This is a genomic window from Flavobacterium covae, assembly GCF_001534645.1.
Classification (GTDB): Bacteria; Bacteroidota; Bacteroidia; order Flavobacteriales; family Flavobacteriaceae; genus Flavobacterium; species Flavobacterium covae.
Genome location: NZ_CP013992.1, coordinates 588,222 through 610,176, shown reverse-complemented (window position 1 = coordinate 610,176; position 21,955 = coordinate 588,222). Strand labels below are relative to the sequence as shown.

The window sequence follows — 21,955 nt, the reverse complement described above, 5'->3', positions numbered from 1 at the left end:
GCTTTTAAAACAAAAAATCAACATCATTCAGTTGATTTTATCCCTAAAACACCTCCCTAAACTCCTGCAAAATCATTTTGATATCCTCATCATTGTACTTGCGGGAGAAATGTACAGGGATAGCATTTTTTACTTGACATTTTTTCATAATTCGGGCGGATTCAATAGAATAGCTATGGTAATTTTGTTGAGCTTGCTCTTGATCTTCGGCTTTGTAAAAACTCTCGATATAAACGGTATCGCAATCTTTAAACATGCTATAAATCAAATCGTGGTTTGCTGTATTAGCCGCGTGATCCATAATAACTCCTAGTTGGTGGCCTTTTTTAAGATCAAGCAAGTAATATAACTCTTTGGCTAAATAAGTAACCGCTGCAATCGTGATTTGCGCATCGTCCTCATGGTTGGTATAAGCATTTTTCAATGCATTCACCCAAGCCCCACCTTTAAATTGGGCTTTGCCTAAATCAATTTTTAATGTATCGTGTTCTTTAAAAAGATAGGCTACAGAAGGGGTTTTATGATCCAACAATACAAATTCGACGGTGCATTTTTCATTTTGATATAGACAATCCAATTCCTTATCTATGGGTTCAATGTTCCAAAATGGTGGTTTAATTTCGGAGCAGGTAATTTTACCCTCGTTTTGAATCTCTCGTACTTCATACACAATGGCATCTTCTGCAATCAAATTCCATTGATAGCCTTTTAACTTCGATTGCACTTGTTGGGTAATCCCTGTTGGTCCACAAATCACCACTCGGCGTTGTATACCTATTTGGTGTCGGAGTATTGTATCAAAATTGATAAAATGATCAATATGGGTGTGACTGATGAAGATCGCTTCGGTGTTTTGACAGTCTTTTACGGTCAAATCACTGGCGTCGCCACATTCGCAGATAAAGTTATACGAATAATTTTCGGGTTTTATTAAAATGGAGATGTCCTCTCCTATTCTACTTTTTATTTCGGCTGTAAACATTTTTTTTCTTTTTTATAAACCTAACAGGTTTTCCAACCTGTTAGGTTTTGTATTATAATAACTACTAAGTTAGTTTTAAAATTGATTTTTATAGAAATCATTTCAAAACCTCTCTTAAAATCTTCGCGATATTTTTGGCATCATCTACTCCTCTGTGGTGTGTACCTTCCAGAGGAATACCTAAAAATTTTAGCGCTCCATCCATTCCTAATTCGTGACCGAGTTTGTTTTTTAATGCGAACAGGGTTTTGACATTGATATGCGACGGACTAAACGGATAGCCTTTTTCTAAGGCTTGACATTGTTTTTGAAACTGTTTCAAATCGTAAGCACCAAAACTTGCCCAAGCGCGGCTTTGACTCAAATAATCTTTCTTTAGGATGCACAATGCCTCTGAAAAAGACATACCATCTTTTTCGATTAACTCGGGGGTAATGGTAGTCAACTCAGTGCAAAATGGACTAATAGTGGAACGTTCAGGGTGTACTAAAATCCCCCTATTATCGCTTATTTCGCCTGTTTGTACATCGAGTAAACATATACCATTTCTATAATATCACTAATCATACCTTCAGGAAGTTTGCCTTCCCAACACGTAGCTTCTATATCGACTACGAGTATTTTATCTAATAATTTTGCCATCGTTTTTTATTTTTTTGTTTTAGTGTTTCACAAAGTATCACGAAGTTTAGCACAAAGTCACACTACGTTTTTCGTTTAAAATACCTGAACACTAAGTTCTGAACACTGATTACTTTTCTTTCTTACAAATACTTTTAGCAACCACAGATGCACAAATTATAATTTACAAGCTAACTTTAAAATTTGATTATGTGACTCCTCCTTAGGTCGGAGTGACAAACAAACCGAATAACTTATAAGGAATGATTCCTGCATACTGAATACTAAACCTGAACAAAGTGACTGAACACTGAATATGTATCACAATGTATCACGAAGTTTAGCACAAAGTCACACTAAGTTTTTCGCTTCAAACATCTGATTACTAAGTCCTGAACACTGTAAACTGTGACTGAATACTGCGACTGAACACTAATCACTTCTTACTTTTCTTCTTCTCTGCTTTATTCTTTTTTGATTTTTTCTTTGGTTTTAACAATTCCTTTTTAGCTAACAAACGTCTTTCAGTAGTATCTAATTCATAGGTATCATTATTATAAACCACCAATTTTACATCTTTAATTAACTTTAAAGCATCTTTAATTTTTTGTTGACGCTCTAATAATTGGACTTTTTTTAATAAAATCGCCATTTTATCTACACCTTTTATTGTTAAAGCAAAATCAATTAAGTTTTCTGCTTCTTTAAAATCTTCATTCAACAATAAGGTTTCTATATAATAAGGATATACTGCAACAGAATCCATATTTATAGCGATAGCGTCTTGAAAATAGTTTTTTGCCGTTTCGTAATTTTGCAAATGTTCCGACTCTAAACGTGCATATAAAGACAATGCGGTTACGTTTTTAGGGTCGTATGACAAAGCATAATCTAAGGATTCTACCGTTTCCTCTAAAGAATACGGGTAGTTATCTAACGCTTGAAATAAGTATTTATCTATTGTTTTCATTTTTTTGAATTTGTTGGGTGACAAGTTTTGGATGATGATTGATACTACTCATCATATAAACTATTGTTTATCATCTTCTTTCCCTCTTGTCGTTCTTTTTTGTTGTTTTTACTTTTCTTTTCTTTTTTAAAATCGGAACCTTCAAAAGTGCGAATTGGGTTTCCTCTTTGCACTGCCATTTGATTGGTCCATTGGTTTTGCACTTGCTGTTGGAGTTGGTCGTACTGCGTCTCTTTTAGTTTGGCTAGTAATCGTTCGGTTGCCAACTTTTTATTTTGGTGCTGCGAACGAGAATCCATACTCACTACACTTATTCCTGTAGGAAGATGTGTGGCACGAATGGCAGAACTCACTTTGTTTACGTGTTGTCCCCCTGCTCCTGAACTACGCATTGCTTGATATTGAATATCTTTTTCTGAAAACGTAGGCAAGAGGGTTGGAGGCACTTCAAAAATTCCGACAAACCAATTTTTACGTTTGTGAAATTTTCGAAACGTACTTTTCCCAATCCACTGAATGGTACCCATCCAACTACGGGCAAAGTCGTTGGTATTGGCACCATTTATCGCCACTAGTGCCGAAACTACGGTTCCGTTTTCGGGTCCAGGCTCTCTTTTAATTACTTCCACTTTCAGCTTCATTTCTTCGGCTTCGACTAATACTCTTTTGAGCACTTGCGCCACTACCCAATCGCATTCGGCTGGTCCTCTTCCTGAGGTGATTTGAATTATTTTTGTTTCCATTACTATTTTTCTTTTGCTGGCTTCCCTTTTTGAAACTCTTTAGGAATTTCAGAAAGTTCGTTTCGCCCTATAGGGTTAATCCCTTTTTCTAAAAACGCTTTCGCTCTCATTACCGCCCAACATTTATCACTAGAATGAATATTTCTGTAAAAGGTTAGCAATTGGCTAGGTTTGACAACATTAAAACCATTGCTTTCTACTGTTTCAATATCCTCTCTTTCAAAAAAATCGATAGTGACTCTAAAAGGTTTTTCCTTTTCCAATTCAATTACCTTTTCATAGCGTCGAAAATTCTCTTGACTAGGCAAATGATCATAACGTGTCCATACTTTTTGAAAGCCATTAGCTTGTAAAAGCACCATTACTTCTGAAACATTTTTAGGATGTACAAAAACATCTATATCCTTATGATCGTGAGCGTGTTTGTATTCTGTATGGTTAGGGGCACTCATAAAGTGCCAAGCCCAACCTCCAGAAATAATTATGTATTCTTTTAAAATCGAAAGAATTTTCAATCCCTCGTCAATACGTGATTGATTCCACAATTCGCCGTATCTATTTATATTATGTGGTGCTCCCATGGTACAATCTTATTTATCCATTCGCACAAATTTTGGGGTGAATGTTCCCAATACTTCTACTAATTCTTCTTGAAGCGCCATTACTTTGTGGATGTCTTTATACGCCATAGGTGCTTCATCGATACTACCACCAATCAAATCGACTTCCTTGTCTTTTAAAACTTTTTTGATATCGCTTTGCGTGAACTTGGCTTTACACTTGGCTCTAGAATGCAATCGTCCTGCACCGTGCGAAGCAGAATTCAGGCTACTTTCATTTCCTTTGCCTCGTACAATAAAACCAGGTGCTGTCATCGAACCCGGAATAATTCCTAGTTCGCCCTTGGCAGCAGGTGTTGCGCCTTTGCGATGTACAATACATTCTTGTCCGTTTACCATTTCTTTCCAAGCAAAATTGTGATGGTTTTCGATGGTTACTAACACTCGTTTCCCGATGGCTTTCGCAATACGTTTGTGAATATCTTCGTGACACGCCTTAGCATATTCGCCCGCTAAATTCATTGCCATCCAGTATTCTTGTCCGTCGTGTGTGTTCATATCTAACCAAGCCAAATGCTGTACATTTTTAGGTAACGGACATTGTTTAGTAGCCAAATAGGTATAATGTTTTGCAATATTGGCCCCCAAACCTCTGGAACCACTATGCGATAAAACCGCAACATATTCACCTACGTCTAGTTTCCATTCGTTCATAGGGGTATCGATTTTTACGATTCCTATTTCGACAAAATGGTTTCCTCCACCCGAAGTACCCAATTGCTTGTATGCTTTATCTAACAATTGTTTTACCAAAGGAATATTTGAAAAAGCAGAATGAGAAAACACTTCGTGATCGGATTTGATTTTGTGTGTTTCGTACATTCCAAACTTGGTGTTATCCAACAGTATTTTTCGCCATTGATGTTCTTTTCCTTTGAGATACGAAGCGGGTAAATCGAATATAGACAAGCTCATTCGGCAACCTATATCTACTCCTACCCCATACGGTATCACTGCATTATCTGTGGCTAACACACCGCCTATAGGCAATCCGTAACCAGAATGTGCATCTGGCATCAAGGCTCCTTGCACAGCAACAGGTAATTTCAAAGCATCATACAATTGAAACTTGGCTTGCTCTTCGATTTCATTTTCACCAAAAATCGAAAATGGCGCTCGTGTGTTTCGTAATTCATTGAACTTTACTTGTACTGGATTCACTAATCCTTCGGCTACTTTGCCCCAAGTTCCGTGATTTTTGAACTTTTCTGGGTATAGTAAAACCTCTTTGGCTTCGTTAAGAATACTTTCTTTTTTTTCTCTTTTGCGATATCTATTAATTTGCCCTAAAGCAATATTGATGGCATTATTTTTTGGAAAACCTATTTTAATAAGGTCTTTTCCTGATAATTTATTTCCCATAATTGTTTTCTTTACTTTCGTCAAGATATTCTTGATATATCTGGACGATGGACTTTGCTTTTAGAGGGTTTTGTATATTCTTTACCTCTAAATCCCACTTAAAACTCCTACCATAAACTAATTTATTTTGAAGGTATCTGAGATGATTTCTTTCGATGTAATTTCTTATTCTACTAATATCTCTTTCTAATTCTACATCTAGTGCTTTGGTATGGGTAATCATATACGGTCGTACTCGCAGTACAAAGCGCCATTTTTCCTTAAATTCATAATAGGTACAGTAGCACTTTTTGTGTATATCCCATTCTTCTACAGCTTCAAAATATTCTTTCTCTTTTGGTGTTAGTTTAAAATTTGGATGTGTCCATTCTGTTTCACTAAATCTTTTTAATTTTTGTTCGATAGGAACATCAATTCTGCGTCGGAATTTTCGTTTTCTTTTGGTGAATCGCTTGTTTTCTGACCATAATTGGTTATTAATTTTCTCTAGCAATTCGGTAAAAAATCCCAATGTATCTACTCGTTGTACGTCGTCGCGCACTACAAAAAAACGCACCCAACCTTTTTGATATGGTTTCTCGAGTGGTACTAAAGGCAAGTTTCTTTTTTGATGCCACAAATCCATCTCCAAATGGTGTAAAGCAATCAATTGTTTTTCTTTTGCATTTTTAGACAAACGCTTTCTTCTTCGTTTCGATTTTAAACGAGTTCCCAACGCATAATCGTTGGCACTACAATCCATTACATTGTTGTAATTGTTAAGTAATTAATTTTAAAATTTTCTTAAATACAATGTGAACTAAGTCATTACAGACTTTTGCGCGTCGTTGTCGGGAAAATTTTGTGAGGTATCTAGAATGTACAAAAAAAACCCGAAACTAATTGTCTTCGGGTTTTCTCATATAGTGAAGTTATTTTTCTAACTTAAAGTAAAACCACGAAGAGGCGTTACACCAGCTCCTGCTGATCCGTAACGGTAATTTGCTAAATTGAATACAAACATTTTTTCTTCGTTTTTAATTGTTACTAATTTTCTGACGCAAATTTTGTAATTATTTTTTTTAATTTCCAAATGATTTTTAAAATTTTTATTCAGTCTAAAGAAGTCTATACAATTGTATTGATTTTTTTGATCTTGTTCATACCATCATTTTAGTAAAAAAAATTACGTTGCGGTGTATTTACAAACTTATTATCAACTAATGAGCGAGACGTATGAAAAACACTAACCTATAGCACTTTACCCCAGAATATTCTTCAGTTGATTTCTAAAGCACTAAAAATTAGTTGGCTTACCTTTGCCCCGTTTTTAAAAAAGCCAGTCCAAAGGACTGTTATAAATATACTTTTATGCTAAAAAAATCTATAGAAGCCTTACAGAGAGAGGCTGCCACAACTGGAACCCATAGTTTGAAAAGAAGCTTGGGTGGTTTCAATTTAATCATGATTGGAATAGGTGTTATTATTGGTGCTGGTCTATTTTCTTTAACTGGAATTGCCGCAGCTAACAATACAGGACCCGCAGTTATCCTATCCTTTATTGTTGCCGCAGTAGGTTGTGCTTTTAGTGCTTTATGTTATGCAGAATTTGCTTCGATGGTACCTGTTTCTGGTAGTGCTTATACTTACGCTTATGCTACCATAGGAGAGTTATTTGCTTGGATAATTGGTTGGGATTTGATCTTAGAATATTCTGTAGGCGCAGCTACAGTAGGTATTAGTTGGTCTCAATATTTGGTCAAATTTTTAGAGAAATTTGGGATATACCTCCCGCCCCAATTAATTATGTCACCATTTGAAACTGCAACAGGACAAAATGGAGATATTGTTCACGGTTTTATTAACCTTCCAGCCGTATTAATCATTGCATTAATTACAGCTGTTATTATCAGAGGAACAAAAGGATCTGCGATATTTAACGCTATTGTTGTAACCCTTAAAGTAGGTGTCGTATTGTTATTTATAGGCTTAGGTTGGCAATATATAAATCCGGCAAACTACAGTCCGTTTATCCCTGCTAACACAGGAACTTTTGGAGAATTTGGTGTTTCAGGAATACTTCGTGGTGCAGGAGTTGTTTTCTTTGTTTTTATAGGCTTTGATATCGTGGCTACGATGGCACAAGAAACTAAAAACCCACAAAAAAATATGCCAATTGGGATTTTAGGGTCATTAATTGTATGTACGCTTTTATTTATTGCTTTTGGTTATGTAATGACTGGATTAGCCCACTATACAGAATTTAAAAATAGTGCTGCACCTGTGGCTATTGCCATTGCAAAAACGCCTTATATATGGTTAGCTACTGCCGTAATTATGGCTATTCTAATTGGGTATACTTCTGTTATTTTAGTCGACTTATTAGGACAATCACGCGTATTTTATGCCATGAGTAATGATGGTTTGTTGCCTAAGGTGTTTTCGCAATTGCACCCTAAGTTTCATACTCCTTATAAATCAAACATCTTGTTATGTGTATTCATTAGTTTGTTTGCTGGATTAGTTCCCATTCATGTGGTGGGTGAAATGACTAGTATAGGTACTTTATTGGCTTTTGTAATGGTATGTATAGGTATTTTAATCTTACGAAAAAAAGAACCTAATTTACCTAGACCATTTAAGACGCCGTTAGTTCCTCTTGTGCCTATTTTAGGTATAGCTACTTGTTTGTTAATGATGTTTTCTTTACCTCTAGGTACTTGGATTAGGCTCTTTGCATGGCTTGCAATAGGCATATTAATTTATTTCTTTTACGGCAAGAAAAACAGTAAGCTACGAAACGATAAAACATCAAGCAATTAATTTTCTGCTTTCTAAAACATAACAAAAGGTTCGTTTTTTATACTCCTTTATTATGATAAAAAACGAGCCTTTTCAATTTTAATGAGAAAATATATATTTGATTTTACCTGATGATTTTGACCTTAGGTAACTATCATATTTTTTCTAATTCCATTACAGCTTCTAGAAATTGTATTCCTTTTACTTCTTCAAAAAAATCGATTTCGGTTTCGTGAGGTAAAAAATCTGAGATAATTCGAATGATAAAATCCTGCGGCTTTTTTAAATACATAAAAGTGTAATCCTCCATATTTACCACTGTTTGAACGGCTAGATTAGTCGTTCTAACAAATTTATCTGAAGTTAGTGAATGCAAACACGGTAAATTTGTTTGAGGATTGACCGCTATGGGTTTTCCATTTTCAAACAATCCTCCTTCGTATCCATACAAAGAGGCATTAGTAATCTCGATAGGTTTCCCCATAGCAAGATAAGCAGGTAGTTCGCTTTCTTTTCCTACAACTGCTGCAAAGCCCATTAATACACAAAGATCATGGGCTGGTAAATTCATTAGGGTCTTTGCGGTACTCTCTCTTCCTATTCCAGAAACAACAATGTGATAAGAATGTGTTAAGTTAGAGAATTGCGATAATGCCGTTTCTACTTTCTCCTTTTCAATCTCCATAGGAGTGAGTATAATAATTTTTGCCATTTTCTTACAATAAAAATAGAACTTGCGAAGTTACTGTTTTTACTTTTAGGAGAACCAATTTTATTAAAACTTATACAAACAAAGAGGGTGTCTGAAAAGTCAAAACACAACGTCTAGTCTGTCACTTTTTCTATCGCCGAAGTGACGTTATCAGCGTTATGTGATTTGCTCCACCTGCTCACTTCATTCGAGCCTCCCTTTGGTCGAAACGAAAGATTGCTCCCTTTTCGGACAACCTCTTTGATAAGTACTATTTATTATTGAACTGCTTTTAAAGCATCTGGCATACCGTAACCAAATTCAGGATGTTTCTTTCCATAAAATTCGGAAGATTGGCGTAACTTATTTAAAACCTGATCCCTCGTCCAAGTAGGATTTTTAGCCCATATTAAGGTTGCTATACCAGCCGTTGTTGCTGTAGCTACAGAGGAGCCTCCTACATAATCACTTTGTCCTTCATAATAACTATTTACGGGTATTTTATTTCCTGTATTGTTTCTTTGCATCATAATAGCAAATTCAACTTTATTTCCTGTATGACAAATATCACATGCTTCATAACCATTTGCCTCTCTTAAACCAGTAACAGCAACGGTTTCAGGCATCCATGCTGGAAAAATAACTCCAACTGATGAGGTAAAATTAGTAGAGGTTCCAGCTGCACAAAAAATTAATTTTCCTTTACTATAAGCATATTTAATACCGTCTTCAATTTTACTAGAAGAAATAATATTCCCCATTGACATAGATATAACACGAACAGATGGATTATTTCCTAGATCCGTAAAGGCTTTTTTAACACCTTCTAATTCTTGATAACCATCTAGCACAACATTTGAAGCAGCTCTATAGGTAATTAAGTTACAGTTATATGCCACTCCAACGGGTTGTCCTTTATCGTTTCTAGGAGAGGCTGCCACAGAGGACATACTTGTACCATGACCACATTTATCGTTTGCTCCATCATATCCTGTGGACCAAGGCCAAATAGAATCTACATAAACGCCATATTTTTGAATTGTTCTTCCTGAAGAATCTCCATTATTGAAATTTGCATTAAGTAATGAATTAACAGTAGAAGCTCCTGTATCTACAATAGCTAACGTAATTCCTCTACCTGTAGAGTATCCCCATGCAGAAGGTATATTGTGATTATAAAATGCCCAAGGAACTTTGGCATTAGGTGTAATTGTTGTAAAATCTCCTGAACTAATTGTTTCGCTCTCTAGTCCACATCCAGACGAAGATGAAGAATCTTTACTTGTAGGATCTGATCCTGGTTCTATTTTAAAATCTCCTGGTTCAACATAACGTACATATCCCAATCTTTTTAGAGCTATGATGGTTTCTTGCTTTTCAATATAAACATCTACAAGATTAAGATAAGGATCTTCTTTTAGTAATATTTTCCCTATTTCTTTTTCTTCATACTTGGCTATAATTTTGAGTAATTGATTTTGTAATTCTGCTTGGTTTACTGTTTTTTTTCTATCAAATTCATTTTTATTGTTCCCAAAACCTATGGTACAGATTTTATTTCCATTTTGAATTGCACTCCAAACTTCATGTGCTGTAGCCATATTCCAGTTAAACTGTTCGCCTGTTTTTACACGAAAAAGAACCTTATCATTTATTTCTTTATTTGACAAAGGTTCTTTTTGATTTTGAGCGATTACAACACTCTCTTCTTTAGAAGAAGAATCATCATTAACACAAGAAGTAAAAGATATTACAGATAAAAAATAAATTTTAATTAACTTTTTTTTCATTTTCAGTATTTTTTTTTGGTTTGAATTACGAATATAATAATTTAAAAATTAAAAAAAATAATTACTCATACTTATAAATTCATTTTAATACATAATAATTTTTATAAATTTGCAGTCCTATGCAAAAAACAATCAACATACTAAATAAAAGAGCTAAGTTTGATTACGAAATAATTGATAAATACACGGCTGGAATCGTATTAACTGGCACTGAAATAAAATCTATTCGATTAGGAAAAGCTTCAATTGCTGAAAGCTTTTGTGAGTTTAATGAAAGTGAATTATTTGTCATTAACTCTACTATAGAAGAATATGCTTTTGGAACACATTATAACCATAGAGCTAAAAGTGAACGAAAACTTCTTTTAAACAAAAAAGAATTAAAAGGACTTTTAAAGGACGTTCAAAACAAAGGTTTAACCATTATCCCTTTGCGCTTGTTTACAAACGAAAAAGGACTTGCAAAATTAGACATTGCTTTATGTAGAGGTAAGAAAAATTATGACAAACGAGAAACTATAAAAGATCGTGACAACAAGCGTGATTTAGATAGAATTAAAAAAGCCTATAAGTAATTTATAGGCTTAGTTTTTATCTTCTAGCAGTGGTACAAATCGAAAATCGCCAAACTCATGTTTTTCAAACTGGGTTTCATTTTTACGAATTAACATGGTCATGATCTGAACATTTTCTCCTACTGGTATAATTAGTCGCCCTCCTATTTTTAACTGTGCCATCAAGGGTTGTGGAATAAAAGGAGCACCTGCCGTAACAATAATCCCATCAAATGGTGCAAAATTAGGCAAACCCTTATAACCATCTCCAAAGGTCAGATGCTTGGGTAGTATACCTAGCTTAGGCAATAACAAGGAAGTAGTTCTATACAATTCATTTTGTCTTTCTACGGAATAGACTTTAGCTCCCATGGCACACAAAACAGCAGTTTGATAACCACTTCCTGTACCTATTTCTAATATTTTATCATGTTTTTTAACCTGCAAAAGCTCGGATTGAAAAGCCACCGTGTATGGTTGCGAAATCGTTTGACCTGCTCCAATAGGAAAAGCCTTATCTTGATAAGCAAAATCTTCAAAACCAGAGTTTAAAAACAGGTGCCTTGGAATTTTCCTAATAGCCTCTAATACATTTCGATCCGTAATTCCTTTTTGCTCTAAAAGGCTTACTAACTGATTTCTAAGTCCTTGATGTTTGGGTAAATCTCTCATAATTCTCGGGTAAAATTAAGACAAAAATCACATTTAACAAAACCTCTTTTTCTAATTAAACTAACAATTATCATATTTTAATTTTGATCTACTCCCTAGTTTTGTCCAAACTTTTTAGGTATGAACGATTTAGAAATTGCCAGAAAAAATTTAATTAAAAATGGTTATTTAAAGCTAGAGAAACAAAATATTAATTACATTGAAGAAATTAATACATTACGTAAAGAAAAAAATGCTATCATCTTAGCTCACTACTACCAACGTCCTGAAATTCAAGATATTGCCGATTTTGTAGGTGACAGCCTCTCATTAGCTCAGCAAGCTGCGCAAACAACAGCCGATCTAATTGTTTTTGCAGGGGTTCACTTCATGGCAGAAACAGCTAAAATTTTAAATCCTACAAAAAAAGTGGTTTTACCCGATTTAAAAGCTGGTTGTTCCCTAGCCGATTCTTGTCCTACTCCTGATTTTGAATCGTTTGTAAAACAACACCCTAATCATGTTGTAGTTTCCTATGTAAACACTTCGGCAAGTATTAAAGCTTTAACAGATATTGTATGTACCTCATCAAATGCCGAAAAAATAATTAACGCCATTCCGCTTGACAAACCTATACTATTTGCCCCCGATAAAAATTTAGGAGCTTATTTAATAAAAAAAACAGGACGTGATATGCTCCTTTGGGATGGAGCTTGCTTAGTACACGAAGCTTTTTCTATTGACAAAATCCTAGAATTATATAAAGAAAATCCCAATGCCGAAATTATTGCACATCCTGAATCTCAAGCTCATATTTTAAAAGTAGCAAAATATATTGGTTCTACTGCTGGTTTATTAAATTATGTAAAAACATCTAATGCCAATACATTTATCGTGGCTACCGAAGTAGGTATTCTTCATAAAATGAAACAAGAAGTTCCTAACAAAAATTTTATTGCCGCTCCTGTTAATGAAGCTAATTGTAATTGTAGCGAATGTGCTTTTATGAAACTAAACACCCTAGAAAAACTCTACTTATGTATGAAACATGAATTACCAAACATAGAAATAGAAGAAAACTTACAAAAAAAAGCCATAAAATCAATTAATGCCATGTTAGAAATTTCTAAATAATGAGTATCTTTAAAACCGACTTTTTAATTTTAGGCTCAGGAGTAGCTGGTCTCTCAACAGCTATTAAGCTAGCAAAAGCTTTACCTAATAAAAAAATAACTATAGCTACCAAAGATACTAAAGAAGAATCAAACACTAAATATGCACAAGGCGGCATAGCAGCTGTTTGGGACCAAGAAGATACTTTTGAAAGTCATATAGAAGATACTTTAAAAGCAGGCGATTACGAAAACGATTTAAATACTGTAAAACTTGTAATAGAAAACGCCCCTAATCGCTTACAGGAACTAATACAGTGGGGAGCCGAATTTGATTTGAATAGAAATAATCAATATGATTTAGGTAAAGAAGGAGGCCATTCTGTAAATAGAATTTTACATCATAAGGACATAACAGGATATGAAATTCAAACAACATTATTAAAACAAATAGATAACTTACCAAATATTGAATTTCTTTCCCATCATTTTGCCATCGAATTAATTACCGAACATCATTTTACAAATATAAAAATTGAAGTAGGACAAGAAAACATTCACTGCTATGGTGCCTATATTTTAAACGAAAAAACAAGTAGTATTAACACCTATTTAGCTTATAAAACCATTTTAGCAACAGGAGGATCAGGACAAACTTATGCCACGACTACAAATCCCATCATTGCAACAGGCGACGGAATAGGTATGGCCTTTAGGGCCAAAGCCGTTATTGAGGACATGCAATACATACAATTTCACCCTACAGCATTGTATGAACCAGGCAAAAGCCCTGCTTTCTTAATATCTGAAGCCGTAAGAGGCTTTGGGGCTTATTTGCGCAATCAATCTAACGAACGCTTTATGCTTCGGTATGATCAAAGAGCCGAACTAGCTTCTCGAGATATTGTATCACGTGCTATTAACATGGAAATCAACATCTCTGGAAACGAATGTGTATACCTAGACTGTACTCATTTAGATCAGCAAAACTTCTATAATCATTTCCCTAATATTGTTAAAAAATGCCAAAATATAGGCATAGATGTTTCTAAAAATTACATACCAGTACTACCCGCTATGCACTATATGTGTGGTGGCGTAAAGGTAAATAAGCTAGGACACACCTCTATCCATAATCTATATGCTAATGGCGAAGTAGCAAACACAGGGCTTCATGGGGCAAATAGACTCGCCTCTAACTCACTTTTAGAGGCCTTAGTTTTTGGCCATATTATAGCAAAAGATATAATAACAAATCGCAACCATTTAAAAACGCATTTACCCGAAATACCTCAATGGAACTCTGAGGGAACAGTAGCTCCAAAAGAACTAATACTTATTTCACATAACAAAAAGTCAGTTCAAAATATTATGAACGATCTAGTAGGTATTGTACGTTCAAATCAGCGTTTAGAAAGAGCATTAGATCACTTGCATTACTTATACGAAGACACTGAAAAATTATTTAAAAAAGTAACCCTTTCGCCTCAGATATGTGAACTACGAAACATTAATGCCACCGCTTATTTAATTGTAAAACATTCGCTAGAAAGTCGTAAAAATAAAGGTGCTTTTTACAACTTAGATTTACATTGATTTTTGAATAAATCGAATAAATGATTTACATTTGTTCAAATTCTTAATTATGCTTAAAGTAGGCGTTTTAGGTGCTGGTCACCTTGGAAAAATACATTTGCGATTACTTAATCAATCTGAAAAATACGAATTAGTAGGTTTCTTCGACCCTTTTGAAGATAATGCGACCAAAGTAGCGCAAGAATTTGGTTATAAAAAATTTGATTCTATTACCGAATTAATTAATGCTGTTGACGTGGTGGACATCGTAACCCCTACGCTACAACATTTTGAATGTGCTCAACAAGCAATCGAAGCGGGTAAACATATTTTTATAGAAAAACCTATAGCGACCACGGTTGAAGAAGCGGAAGCCATCATTGCTTTGGCTAAAAAACACAACGTAAAAGGACAAGTAGGACACGTAGAGCGTTTTAACCCAGCCTTTATGGCAGTTAAAGATAAAATCAGCAACCCGATGTTTATAGAAACCCATCGCTTGGCTGAATTTAACCCCCGTGGTACAGATGTTCCTGTGGTTTTAGACTTGATGATTCACGATATAGATGCGATTTTAAGCGTTGTAAAATCAAAAGTAAAGTCGATTAATGCTAGTAGTGTGGCAGTTATTTCTGACTCTCCAGATATTACGAATGCGCGTATCGAATTTGAAAATGGTTGTGTGGCCAATATTACTTCAAGTCGTATTTCGATGAAAAACATGCGCAAATCGCGTTTTTTCCAAAAAGATGCCTATATCTCGGTAGATTATTTAGACAAAGTGTGCGAAGTAGTTCGTATGAAAGATGCGCCTGAAACACCTGGTGATTTTGACATGATACTTCAAAATGCTGAAGGAGTTAAAAAACAAATTTATTTTGACAACCCTGATGTACATTTGAACAACGCTATCCTAGACGAATTAGAGTCTTTTGCCGATGCGATTAATCAAGATGCGACACCTGTGGTTACACTGGAAGATGGCACGGAAGCCTTACGTGTGGCGTATCAGATTATTGAGTGTATTGAAAAGTAATTACTTTATACTTTTTTAAAAAATAAAAATGCTCTCCAATCCAACGATAATAAGCGATATTAAGTCTTTAATATCAAATGCGCGAACCTCAGCCATAAAGGCTGTAGATTATCAGCGCACCCTATTATATTGGCATATAGGCGAGCGGATTTTCAACGAAGAACAACAAGGAAAAGATAGAGCTGATTACGGAGAGTATTTGATAAAATATCTTTCGGAACAATTACAACCTGAATTTGGAAGCGGGTTTTCATATAGAAACCTCTATTGGTATAGACAATTTTACAGAACTTTTCCAATTGTGAACTCACTGCGTACACAATTGAGTTGGACGCATTATCGAACGCTAATTCGCATTGACAATGAAGACAAAAGAGAATATTACATAGCCGAAACTGCTAAAAACAATTGGTCCGTACGACAAATGGAACGTCAAATCAATAGCCAATTGTACGAACGGCTACTCTTAAGTAATGACAAAGAAAGTGTATTGGCCGTAGCACGCAATGAAGTGCTTCCTACCCATCCTAATGAAATTATCAAAGACCCTATGGTACTAGAGTTTTTAGGATTAAAAAGAGAAAGTGCTTATTATGAGAAAGATTTAGAACAAGCTATTATTACACATCTTCAAGATTTTTTATTGGAATTAGGTAACGGTTTTTCATTTGTGGCGCGACAAAAAAGAATTCATTTAGAAGGTGATGATTTCTTTGTGGATTTAGTCTTCTACAATCGTATGTTACAGAGTTTTGTTATCTTCGAAATCAAAACACACAAGCTCACTCACGAAGACTTAGGACAACTGCAAATGTATGTCAACTATTTTGACCGAGTAGAAAAATTACCTCATGAAAAACCAACAATTGGTGTACTTTTGTGTGCCGATAAAAACAATGCCGTCGTAAAATTTTCTTTACCCGAAGAAAACAAAACAATACTTGCAAGTCAATATGAGTTGATTTTACCTTCGGAAGAGCAGTTGTTAAATGAAATAAAAAAAGAATTCAATAATAAACCAAACCATTAATCCCTACTCACCCCTAGTAGGAATCCGCCATGGCGGGATTAGGGGCTAACTATGAAACACATTGCAGTTATAGGTGCGGGTACGATGGGCAACGGAATTGCTCATACTTTTGCACAAAGCGGATTTACCGTAAAATTAATTGACATTTCTGAAAAATCTTTAGAAAAAGGGATGGCTACTATTGCTAACAACCTAGACCGTATGGTGGCTAAAGGTTCTATTACAGAAGAAGATAAACATAAAACCATAGGCAACATTATCACGTACACAGAAATTAAAGACGGTGTGGTAGGTTGCGATTTAGTTGTAGAAGCCGCTACTGAGAATGTACAATTAAAATTCAACATTTTCAAACAATTAAGCGAAGTTTGCGACCATAACACCATTTTAGCAACAAACACTTCTTCTATTTCTATTACACAAATTGCTGCCAATGTAGTACATCCAGAACGTGTGATAGGTATGCACTTTATGAATCCTGTGCCTATCATGAAATTAGTTGAAATTATTCGTGGTTACAACACTTCTGACGAAGTAACTAAAATCATCATGGATTTATCAGTTAAATTAGGTAAAACACCTACCGAAGTAAACGATTACCCTGGATTTGTAGCGAATCGTATCTTAATGCCAATGATTAACGAAGCTATCGAAACTTTATACAACGGTGTAGGTGGTGTGTATGAAATTGATACCGTGATGAAATTAGGTATGGCACACCCAATGGGACCTTTACAATTAGCCGATTTTATTGGCCTTGATGTATGTTTGTCCATCTTAAACGTAATGTACGATGGTTTCAAAAACCCGAAATACGCTCCGTGTCCTTTATTAGTTAATATGGTTATGGCAGGTAAATTAGGAGTGAAATCTGGAGAAGGTTTCTACGATTACTCAGAAAGTAAAAAAGCAGAGAAAGTTTCATCTCAATTTAGTAAATAGTAAAAGTAATTAGTGAATAGTAGTAGCAAAACAAGCTAATTACTATTCACTTTTCACTAATCACTCAAAAAAATGAGCAAAATAATCCCTTTTAAAGCAGTTCGCCCCACGCATGATAAAGTAGCGTTAGTGACGTGTAGAACCTATGATGAATATTCCGCAGCAGAATTAGCCGCTTGGTTGGATTTTAATCCCTATTCGTTTTTGCATGTTATTCATCCTGCTTACACACATTCGCAAAAAATTACGGCGGACAAGCGTTTTAGAGGAGTTACTCATAAATACAACGATTTCAAAAAAGAAAACATCCTATTTCAGGAAGAAAAACCAATGTTTTACTTATACGAAATCCAAACCAAAACAAATACTTTTACTGGTATCGTTGCTGGAACTTCTATTGAGGATTATCAAAATAATCACATCAAAAAACACGAAGACACCCTACAATACCGCGTGGAATTGTTCAAGGATTATTTACATCAAACGGGATTTAACACTGAACCCGTATTGATTACTTATCCTGACAGTACTGAAATCAACACTTTTATTGCGATTCATAAAAAGAACAGACCTATTTATGAATTTGCTACGCCAAACAAAGAAAAGCATACGCTTTGGAAAATCGATACGGAAACAGAAATCAACCTTTTGATAGAACATTTCGAAGCGATTCCTAATTTGTACATCGCAGACGGGCACCATCGTTCAGCATCGGCAGAAATGCTATACGAGCAAGACAAAACAACTGGCAATCCGAATTTGAATTATTTTATGAGTTTTTTAATTGCGGAAAGCAATGTCAAAATTTATGAATTTAACCGTGTAATTCATGACCTCAACGGACATACGAAGGAAGAATTTATCAAGCTTTTGGCAGAAAATTTCATCATCAAAGACAAAAAAAGTGAACTCTACCAACCCAAACGCAAATATGAATTTGGGATGTATTTAGACGGTCGTTTTTATGCTTTAGAATACAAGAAAAATGACAACAATAGTACGAATAATCAAATTTTAAAAAACCTAGATGCGCAAATTTTGTACGACTATGTGCTCCAACCTATTTTAGGCATTGGCGACCTTCGCAACGACGAACGCATTGATTATATTCCTGGCAAACAAGCTATATTGCACATGAAGGAATTGATAGACGAAGGCACTTTTGAAGTAGGTTTTATGTTGTACCCATCGGACATTCATGAAATTAAGTTACTAGCTGATAATAACCTGATTATGCCTCCTAAATCAACCTATATTGAACCGAAGTTTAGAAGTGGGTTGTTGGTGTATGAATTGTAACTATGCATAAAAAATGAATCGTTTACCAAATTTAACATCTCTTCGCTTTTTTTTAGCATCATTTGTAGTTTTATTCCATCTTCCGGAATACTGCATCAACAGAAACTTTCCTCATTTCAATAATCTCCCATTGTTTTTTAGAGGAACAGAAGCTGTTTATGCATTTTTCTCATTAAGTGGTTTTTTAATAATTAGAAATTTATTCTTAGAAAAAAGTATTAACAAAATCAATCTAAAAAAATTTTATTTAAGAAGAGTTTTAAGAATTTTTCCGCTTTATTACATTGTTTTTTTTATAGGCCTTTTATTTTATCATTTAATTGCACCTAAATTCGGTTATATTCCAAATTCTGGTTATAGCTTAGGCATTGGATTATCATTAGGCTTAACACTCTTCCCTAATATTTTAGCAACTTATAAACCAGGAGGAATCATTGAAATACTTTGGTCTATAGGAATAGAAGAACAGTTTTATTTATTTATCGCACCAATTGTCTACTATTTAAAGGCAAAAAACATCTTCATTTTTCTAATATTGTTTACCATATTTTATTTTTATTTGGCACACTTCAGTATGATTAACACAATATTATTAAAATATGGAATGTATTTTTATTTCTTTTCATTCAGTGGCGTAATAGCCTATTTGTCAATTAAGAAAAAAAACAATATAGGACGCACCACTTCTTTAATTTCATTTTTCATAACTATACTCATTTTTTTTACAGATATTTTTAAAAATAATTTGAATGAAAACCTCTACAATTTAATTTGCATGTTTAATTTTTCAATCACAATTTATTTTTTATCTATAAGACCCATCAAATTACTAGAAATTAACATATTAAAAAAACTTGGTGAAATTTCGTATGGTATCTATATGTATCATCCAATTGTTTTTCAACTTATTGGTTTTATTTTTATAAAAACTCAAATATCACATTATGCACCAGAAGCAGTTTCCATATTAATTTTTTATACTTCTGTTTTTATCTTAACGATACTTATTTCATATTTATCATTTCACTTTTTTGAAAAGAAATTTTTAAAACTCAAGGCTTATTAAAATGTCAATCCAACAAAATCTCAACAACATAAAATCCTCTTTACCATCACAAGTTACCTTGGTTGCAGTTTCAAAGACCAAACCAGTTAGTGACTTAATGGAAGCTTACCAAGCTGGGCAACGCATTTTTGGAGAAAACAAAATCCAAGAAATGACAGAAAAATGGGAGCAAATGCCAAAAGATATCCAATGGCACATGATAGGTCATGTACAAACTAACAAAGTAAAATATATGGCGCCTTTCGTGAGTTTGATTCATGGTGTAGATAGCTTAAAATTATTGCAAGAAATCAACAAACAAGCGCAAAAAAACAACCGTATCATTGATTGTTTGTTACAAATTTATATCGCTGAGGAGGAAACAAAATTTGGTTTAAATGAAACGGAACTAGAGGAAATTCTTCACTTAGTGCAGAATGAAAATTCGTTACAAAACATTAGAATTATTGGTTTGATGGGAATGGCTTCCTTTTCTGAAGACCAAAACCAAATAAAAAAAGAATTTTTAGAGTTGAAATCTTTGTTTGACAAACACAAAGCTGTGAAAACTGAAAATTGTCACCTGCAAACCCTTTCTATGGGAATGAGTGGTGATTATCAGCTGGCTATCGATTGTGGAAGTACTATGGTTCGCATTGGAAGTAGTATTTTTGGGGTTAGATAAAAAAAAGCCCCCTAGCCCCCAAAGGGGGAACGAAATAGATTATGTATATTTGTCACGAATTATTAACTTATAAATATTCCCCCTTTGGGGGCTAGGGGGCTTGTACTGCATACTCGACATAGAAACCACGGGCGGTCAATACAACGAAGAGGGTATTACCGAAATTGCCATCTATAAATTTGATGGTCATGAGATCGTTGACCAATTTATCAGCTTGGTTAATCCTGAAATTCCGATTCAACCCTTTGTGGTTAAACTTACGGGCATCAACAACGCCATGTTGCGCAGTGCTCCTAAATTTTACGAAATCGCCAAACGTATTATAGAAATCACAGATGGTTGCATTATTGTGGCTCACAATGCATCCTTTGATTATCGAGTGATAAAAACAGAATTCCGAAGATTAGGGTTTGATTTTCAAAAACAAACGCTTTGCACCGTAGAATTATCTAAAAAATTACTTCCTGATTTGCCCTCGTATAGTTTAGGTAAGTTGGTTCGTAGTTTAGGCATTCCTGTAGCCGACAGACATCGTGCCAGTGGTGATGCTATGGCTACTGTGCGCTTGTTCAAACTTCTTTTAGCTAAAGATTTTGAAAAAGATATTGTCAGAAGTTTTGTAAAAACCGAAATCAAATCAGGGATGGCGCCTAAATTATTGGATATTGTAGAGGCTTTACCCTCTAAAACGGGTATTTACTATATTCATAATGAAAAAGGCGACTTGATTTATATAGGTAAAAGTAAAAATATCAAAAAAAGGGTCAACCAACATTTTACTGGTACTTCTAAAAAAAGCAAGAAAATACAAAAAGAAGTCTATGCTGTTACTTTTGAAGAAACAGGCAGTGAATTGATTGCTCTTTTGAAAGAAAGCGAGGAAATTAAGATAAATAAACCCATTTATAACAGAGCCCAACGCAAAACCATTTTCCCTTGGGCGCTGTATGCAGAAAAGGACACTCAAGGCTATCTAGCCTTGAAAGTGTTGAAAGCTGATGGTCGCAAAAAAGAAATCACTTCTTTCAGCAGTCAACTGGAAGGCAAAAATGCCCTGTTCCAAATTACAGAAAAATACCAATTGTGTCAGAAAATTAACGGCTTGTACGATACTAAAAAAAGCTGTTTTCAGTATGACATTAAACAATGTTTTGGTGCTTGTATCCAAAAAGAAGCACCTGATGCCTACAACTTGCGTGTGAATGAATTCATCAGCAACCATCAATTCCATAATAATACTATGGTGATTGTGGATAAAGGTCGAACGTTAGAAGAAAGAAGTGCGGTGGTCATTGAAAACGGAATTTACAAAGGCTATTGTTTTTACGATTTAAACCATCAAATCAATACTTTACAAATATTAAAAAACATTCTTGTTCCGATGCAAAACACTCGTGACAGTCGTAATATTATTCAGCATTATATCAATAAAAAGAAGATGTTGAAGCTTGTGAAGTATTAACATT

23 protein-coding genes are annotated in these 21,955 nt (G+C 34.5%); 11 read left to right on the top strand and 12 right to left on the bottom strand.

Translation table 11 applies throughout. From position 1 onward, the window contains the following. Positions 1-43: 43 nt before the first annotated feature. From AWN65_RS02565 to AWN65_RS14880, 9 genes are all read right to left on the bottom strand, one after another. Positions 44-982 (bottom strand): MBL fold metallo-hydrolase, encoded by a 939-nt coding sequence (locus AWN65_RS02565; protein ID WP_060381731.1) that lies wholly within the window; start codon positions 980-982, stop codon positions 44-46. Between the two features lie 97 nt (positions 983-1,079). Beyond that, on the bottom strand, positions 1,080-1,475 hold the full coding sequence (locus AWN65_RS02560; RefSeq protein WP_335338729.1) for a 3'-5' exonuclease: 396 nt from the start codon (positions 1,473-1,475) through the stop codon (positions 1,080-1,082). A gap of 14 nt (positions 1,476-1,489) precedes the next feature. Continuing rightward, entirely contained in the window at positions 1,490-1,624 is a 135-nt protein-coding gene (locus AWN65_RS15400) for a hypothetical protein (protein ID WP_335338728.1), read from the bottom strand. A gap of 415 nt (positions 1,625-2,039) precedes the next feature. Continuing rightward, complete coding sequence (locus tag AWN65_RS02555) at positions 2,040-2,573, bottom strand: tetratricopeptide repeat protein (RefSeq protein ID WP_060381730.1); 534 nt, start codon at positions 2,571-2,573, stop codon at positions 2,040-2,042. Positions 2,574-2,617: 44 nt separating this feature from the next. Further along, complete coding sequence (gene prfH, locus AWN65_RS02550) at positions 2,618-3,316, bottom strand: peptide chain release factor H (protein ID WP_060381729.1); 699 nt, start codon at positions 3,314-3,316, stop codon at positions 2,618-2,620. 2 nt (positions 3,317-3,318) lie between these two features. Then, positions 3,319-3,897 (bottom strand): hypothetical protein, encoded by a 579-nt coding sequence (locus AWN65_RS02545; RefSeq protein ID WP_060381728.1) that lies wholly within the window; start codon positions 3,895-3,897, stop codon positions 3,319-3,321. 9 nt (positions 3,898-3,906) lie between these two features. Next, positions 3,907-5,298 carry an RtcB family protein gene (locus AWN65_RS02540; RefSeq protein WP_060381727.1) on the bottom strand — a complete coding sequence of 464 codons (1,392 nt, stop codon included), beginning with the start codon at positions 5,296-5,298 and terminating at the stop codon, positions 3,907-3,909. Beyond that, positions 5,288-6,040, bottom strand: coding sequence for a hypothetical protein (locus tag AWN65_RS02535; RefSeq protein ID WP_060381726.1), 753 nt, complete (start codon positions 6,038-6,040; stop codon positions 5,288-5,290). Before AWN65_RS02535 ends, AWN65_RS02540 begins: the two co-directional genes overlap by 11 nt. Positions 6,041-6,217: 177 nt before the next feature. After that, positions 6,218-6,370: a hypothetical protein gene (locus AWN65_RS14880; protein ID WP_158447574.1), complete on the bottom strand. Its 153-nt coding sequence runs from the start codon at positions 6,368-6,370 to the stop codon at positions 6,218-6,220. Positions 6,371-6,648: 278 nt separating this feature from the next. Between AWN65_RS14880 and AWN65_RS02530 the strand changes: the two genes are divergently transcribed. Then, positions 6,649-8,100, top strand: coding sequence for an amino acid permease (locus tag AWN65_RS02530; RefSeq protein WP_060381725.1), 1,452 nt, complete (start codon positions 6,649-6,651; stop codon positions 8,098-8,100). Positions 8,101-8,233: 133 nt separating this feature from the next. Here AWN65_RS02530 and AWN65_RS02525 read toward each other — a convergent pair whose 3' ends face one another. Together AWN65_RS02525 and AWN65_RS02520 are read right to left on the bottom strand one after the other, a co-directional pair. Continuing rightward, positions 8,234-8,791, bottom strand: a complete 558-nt coding sequence (locus AWN65_RS02525; RefSeq protein ID WP_060381724.1) for a hypothetical protein — start codon at positions 8,789-8,791, stop codon at positions 8,234-8,236. Positions 8,792-9,048: 257 nt separating this feature from the next. Further along, entirely contained in the window at positions 9,049-10,560 is a 1,512-nt protein-coding gene (locus AWN65_RS02520) for a S8 family peptidase (RefSeq protein WP_060381723.1), read from the bottom strand. A gap of 119 nt (positions 10,561-10,679) precedes the next feature. Here AWN65_RS02520 and smpB point away from each other — a divergent pair, with 119 nt between their 5' ends. Further along, entirely contained in the window at positions 10,680-11,135 is a 456-nt protein-coding gene (gene smpB / locus AWN65_RS02515; protein ID WP_060381722.1) for an SsrA-binding protein SmpB, read from the top strand. A gap of 9 nt (positions 11,136-11,144) precedes the next feature. Here the strand turns inward: smpB and AWN65_RS02510 are convergent, their stop codons facing one another. Beyond that, positions 11,145-11,786 carry a protein-L-isoaspartate(D-aspartate) O-methyltransferase gene (locus tag AWN65_RS02510; RefSeq protein ID WP_060381721.1) on the bottom strand — a complete coding sequence of 214 codons (642 nt, stop codon included), beginning with the start codon at positions 11,784-11,786 and terminating at the stop codon, positions 11,145-11,147. Between the two features lie 120 nt (positions 11,787-11,906). Here AWN65_RS02510 and nadA point away from each other — a divergent pair, with 120 nt between their 5' ends. From nadA to AWN65_RS02465, 9 genes are all read left to right on the top strand, one after another. Next, entirely contained in the window at positions 11,907-12,899 is a 993-nt protein-coding gene (nadA, locus tag AWN65_RS02505; RefSeq protein WP_060381720.1) for a quinolinate synthase NadA, read from the top strand. Then, complete coding sequence (gene nadB / locus AWN65_RS02500) at positions 12,899-14,473, top strand: L-aspartate oxidase (protein ID WP_081078379.1); 1,575 nt, start codon at positions 12,899-12,901, stop codon at positions 14,471-14,473. The genes nadA and nadB overlap by 1 nt, the downstream gene beginning before the upstream one ends. Positions 14,474-14,522: 49 nt before the next feature. Next, positions 14,523-15,488, top strand: coding sequence for a Gfo/Idh/MocA family protein (locus AWN65_RS02495; protein WP_060381719.1), 966 nt, complete (start codon positions 14,523-14,525; stop codon positions 15,486-15,488). A 28-nt stretch (positions 15,489-15,516) separates the two neighbouring features. Next, complete coding sequence (locus AWN65_RS02490; RefSeq protein ID WP_060381718.1) at positions 15,517-16,518, top strand: PDDEXK nuclease domain-containing protein; 1,002 nt, start codon at positions 15,517-15,519, stop codon at positions 16,516-16,518. A gap of 51 nt (positions 16,519-16,569) precedes the next feature. After that, on the top strand, positions 16,570-17,460 hold the full coding sequence (locus tag AWN65_RS02485; protein ID WP_060381717.1) for a 3-hydroxyacyl-CoA dehydrogenase family protein: 891 nt from the start codon (positions 16,570-16,572) through the stop codon (positions 17,458-17,460). Positions 17,461-17,532: 72 nt separating this feature from the next. Further along, the gene (locus AWN65_RS02480; RefSeq protein ID WP_060381716.1) at positions 17,533-18,759 is read left to right on the top strand and encodes a DUF1015 domain-containing protein; all 1,227 of its coding nucleotides are present in this window, start codon (positions 17,533-17,535) and stop codon (positions 18,757-18,759) included. A 13-nt stretch (positions 18,760-18,772) separates the two neighbouring features. Next, positions 18,773-19,825, top strand: a complete 1,053-nt coding sequence (locus AWN65_RS02475) for an acyltransferase family protein (protein ID WP_060381715.1) — start codon at positions 18,773-18,775, stop codon at positions 19,823-19,825. Position 19,826: 1 nt separating this feature from the next. Beyond that, positions 19,827-20,489 (top strand): YggS family pyridoxal phosphate-dependent enzyme, encoded by a 663-nt coding sequence (locus AWN65_RS02470; RefSeq protein ID WP_060381714.1) that lies wholly within the window; start codon positions 19,827-19,829, stop codon positions 20,487-20,489. 100 nt (positions 20,490-20,589) lie between these two features. Beyond that, positions 20,590-21,951, top strand: a complete 1,362-nt coding sequence (locus AWN65_RS02465; protein ID WP_060381713.1) for an exonuclease domain-containing protein — start codon at positions 20,590-20,592, stop codon at positions 21,949-21,951. The last annotated feature ends 4 nt before the right edge of the window (positions 21,952-21,955 follow it).

Excerpts from the sequence above, each read along its gene's own strand:
- AWN65_RS02510 (WP_060381721.1), bottom strand. The coding sequence starts at position 11,786 with ATGAGAGATTTACCCAAACATCAAGGACTTAGAAATCAGTTAGTAAGC.
- nadA (WP_060381720.1), top strand. The coding sequence starts at position 11,907 with ATGAACGATTTAGAAATTGCCAGAAAAAATTTAATTAAAAATGGTTAT.
- smpB (WP_060381722.1), top strand. The coding sequence starts at position 10,680 with ATGCAAAAAACAATCAACATACTAAATAAAAGAGCTAAGTTTGATTAC.
- AWN65_RS02485 (WP_060381717.1), top strand. The coding sequence starts at position 16,570 with ATGAAACACATTGCAGTTATAGGTGCGGGTACGATGGGCAACGGAATT.
- AWN65_RS02530 (WP_060381725.1), top strand. The coding sequence starts at position 6,649 with ATGCTAAAAAAATCTATAGAAGCCTTACAGAGAGAGGCTGCCACAACT.
- prfH (WP_060381729.1), bottom strand. The coding sequence starts at position 3,316 with ATGGAAACAAAAATAATTCAAATCACCTCAGGAAGAGGACCAGCCGAA.
- AWN65_RS02475 (WP_060381715.1), top strand. The coding sequence starts at position 18,773 with ATGAATCGTTTACCAAATTTAACATCTCTTCGCTTTTTTTTAGCATCA.
- AWN65_RS02490 (WP_060381718.1), top strand. The coding sequence starts at position 15,517 with ATGCTCTCCAATCCAACGATAATAAGCGATATTAAGTCTTTAATATCA.
- AWN65_RS02565 (WP_060381731.1), bottom strand. The coding sequence starts at position 982 with ATGTTTACAGCCGAAATAAAAAGTAGAATAGGAGAGGACATCTCCATT.
- AWN65_RS02555 (WP_060381730.1), bottom strand. The coding sequence starts at position 2,573 with ATGAAAACAATAGATAAATACTTATTTCAAGCGTTAGATAACTACCCG.
- AWN65_RS02535 (WP_060381726.1), bottom strand. The coding sequence starts at position 6,040 with ATGGATTGTAGTGCCAACGATTATGCGTTGGGAACTCGTTTAAAATCG.
- AWN65_RS02495 (WP_060381719.1), top strand. The coding sequence starts at position 14,523 with ATGCTTAAAGTAGGCGTTTTAGGTGCTGGTCACCTTGGAAAAATACAT.
- AWN65_RS02540 (WP_060381727.1), bottom strand. The coding sequence starts at position 5,298 with ATGGGAAATAAATTATCAGGAAAAGACCTTATTAAAATAGGTTTTCCA.
- AWN65_RS02480 (WP_060381716.1), top strand. The coding sequence starts at position 17,533 with ATGAGCAAAATAATCCCTTTTAAAGCAGTTCGCCCCACGCATGATAAA.
- AWN65_RS02545 (WP_060381728.1), bottom strand. The coding sequence starts at position 3,897 with ATGGGAGCACCACATAATATAAATAGATACGGCGAATTGTGGAATCAA.
- AWN65_RS02525 (WP_060381724.1), bottom strand. The coding sequence starts at position 8,791 with ATGGCAAAAATTATTATACTCACTCCTATGGAGATTGAAAAGGAGAAA.
- nadB (WP_081078379.1), top strand. The coding sequence starts at position 12,899 with ATGAGTATCTTTAAAACCGACTTTTTAATTTTAGGCTCAGGAGTAGCT.
- AWN65_RS02520 (WP_060381723.1), bottom strand. The coding sequence starts at position 10,560 with ATGAAAAAAAAGTTAATTAAAATTTATTTTTTATCTGTAATATCTTTT.
- AWN65_RS15400 (WP_335338728.1), bottom strand. The coding sequence starts at position 1,624 with ATGGCAAAATTATTAGATAAAATACTCGTAGTCGATATAGAAGCTACG.
- AWN65_RS02470 (WP_060381714.1), top strand. The coding sequence starts at position 19,827 with ATGTCAATCCAACAAAATCTCAACAACATAAAATCCTCTTTACCATCA.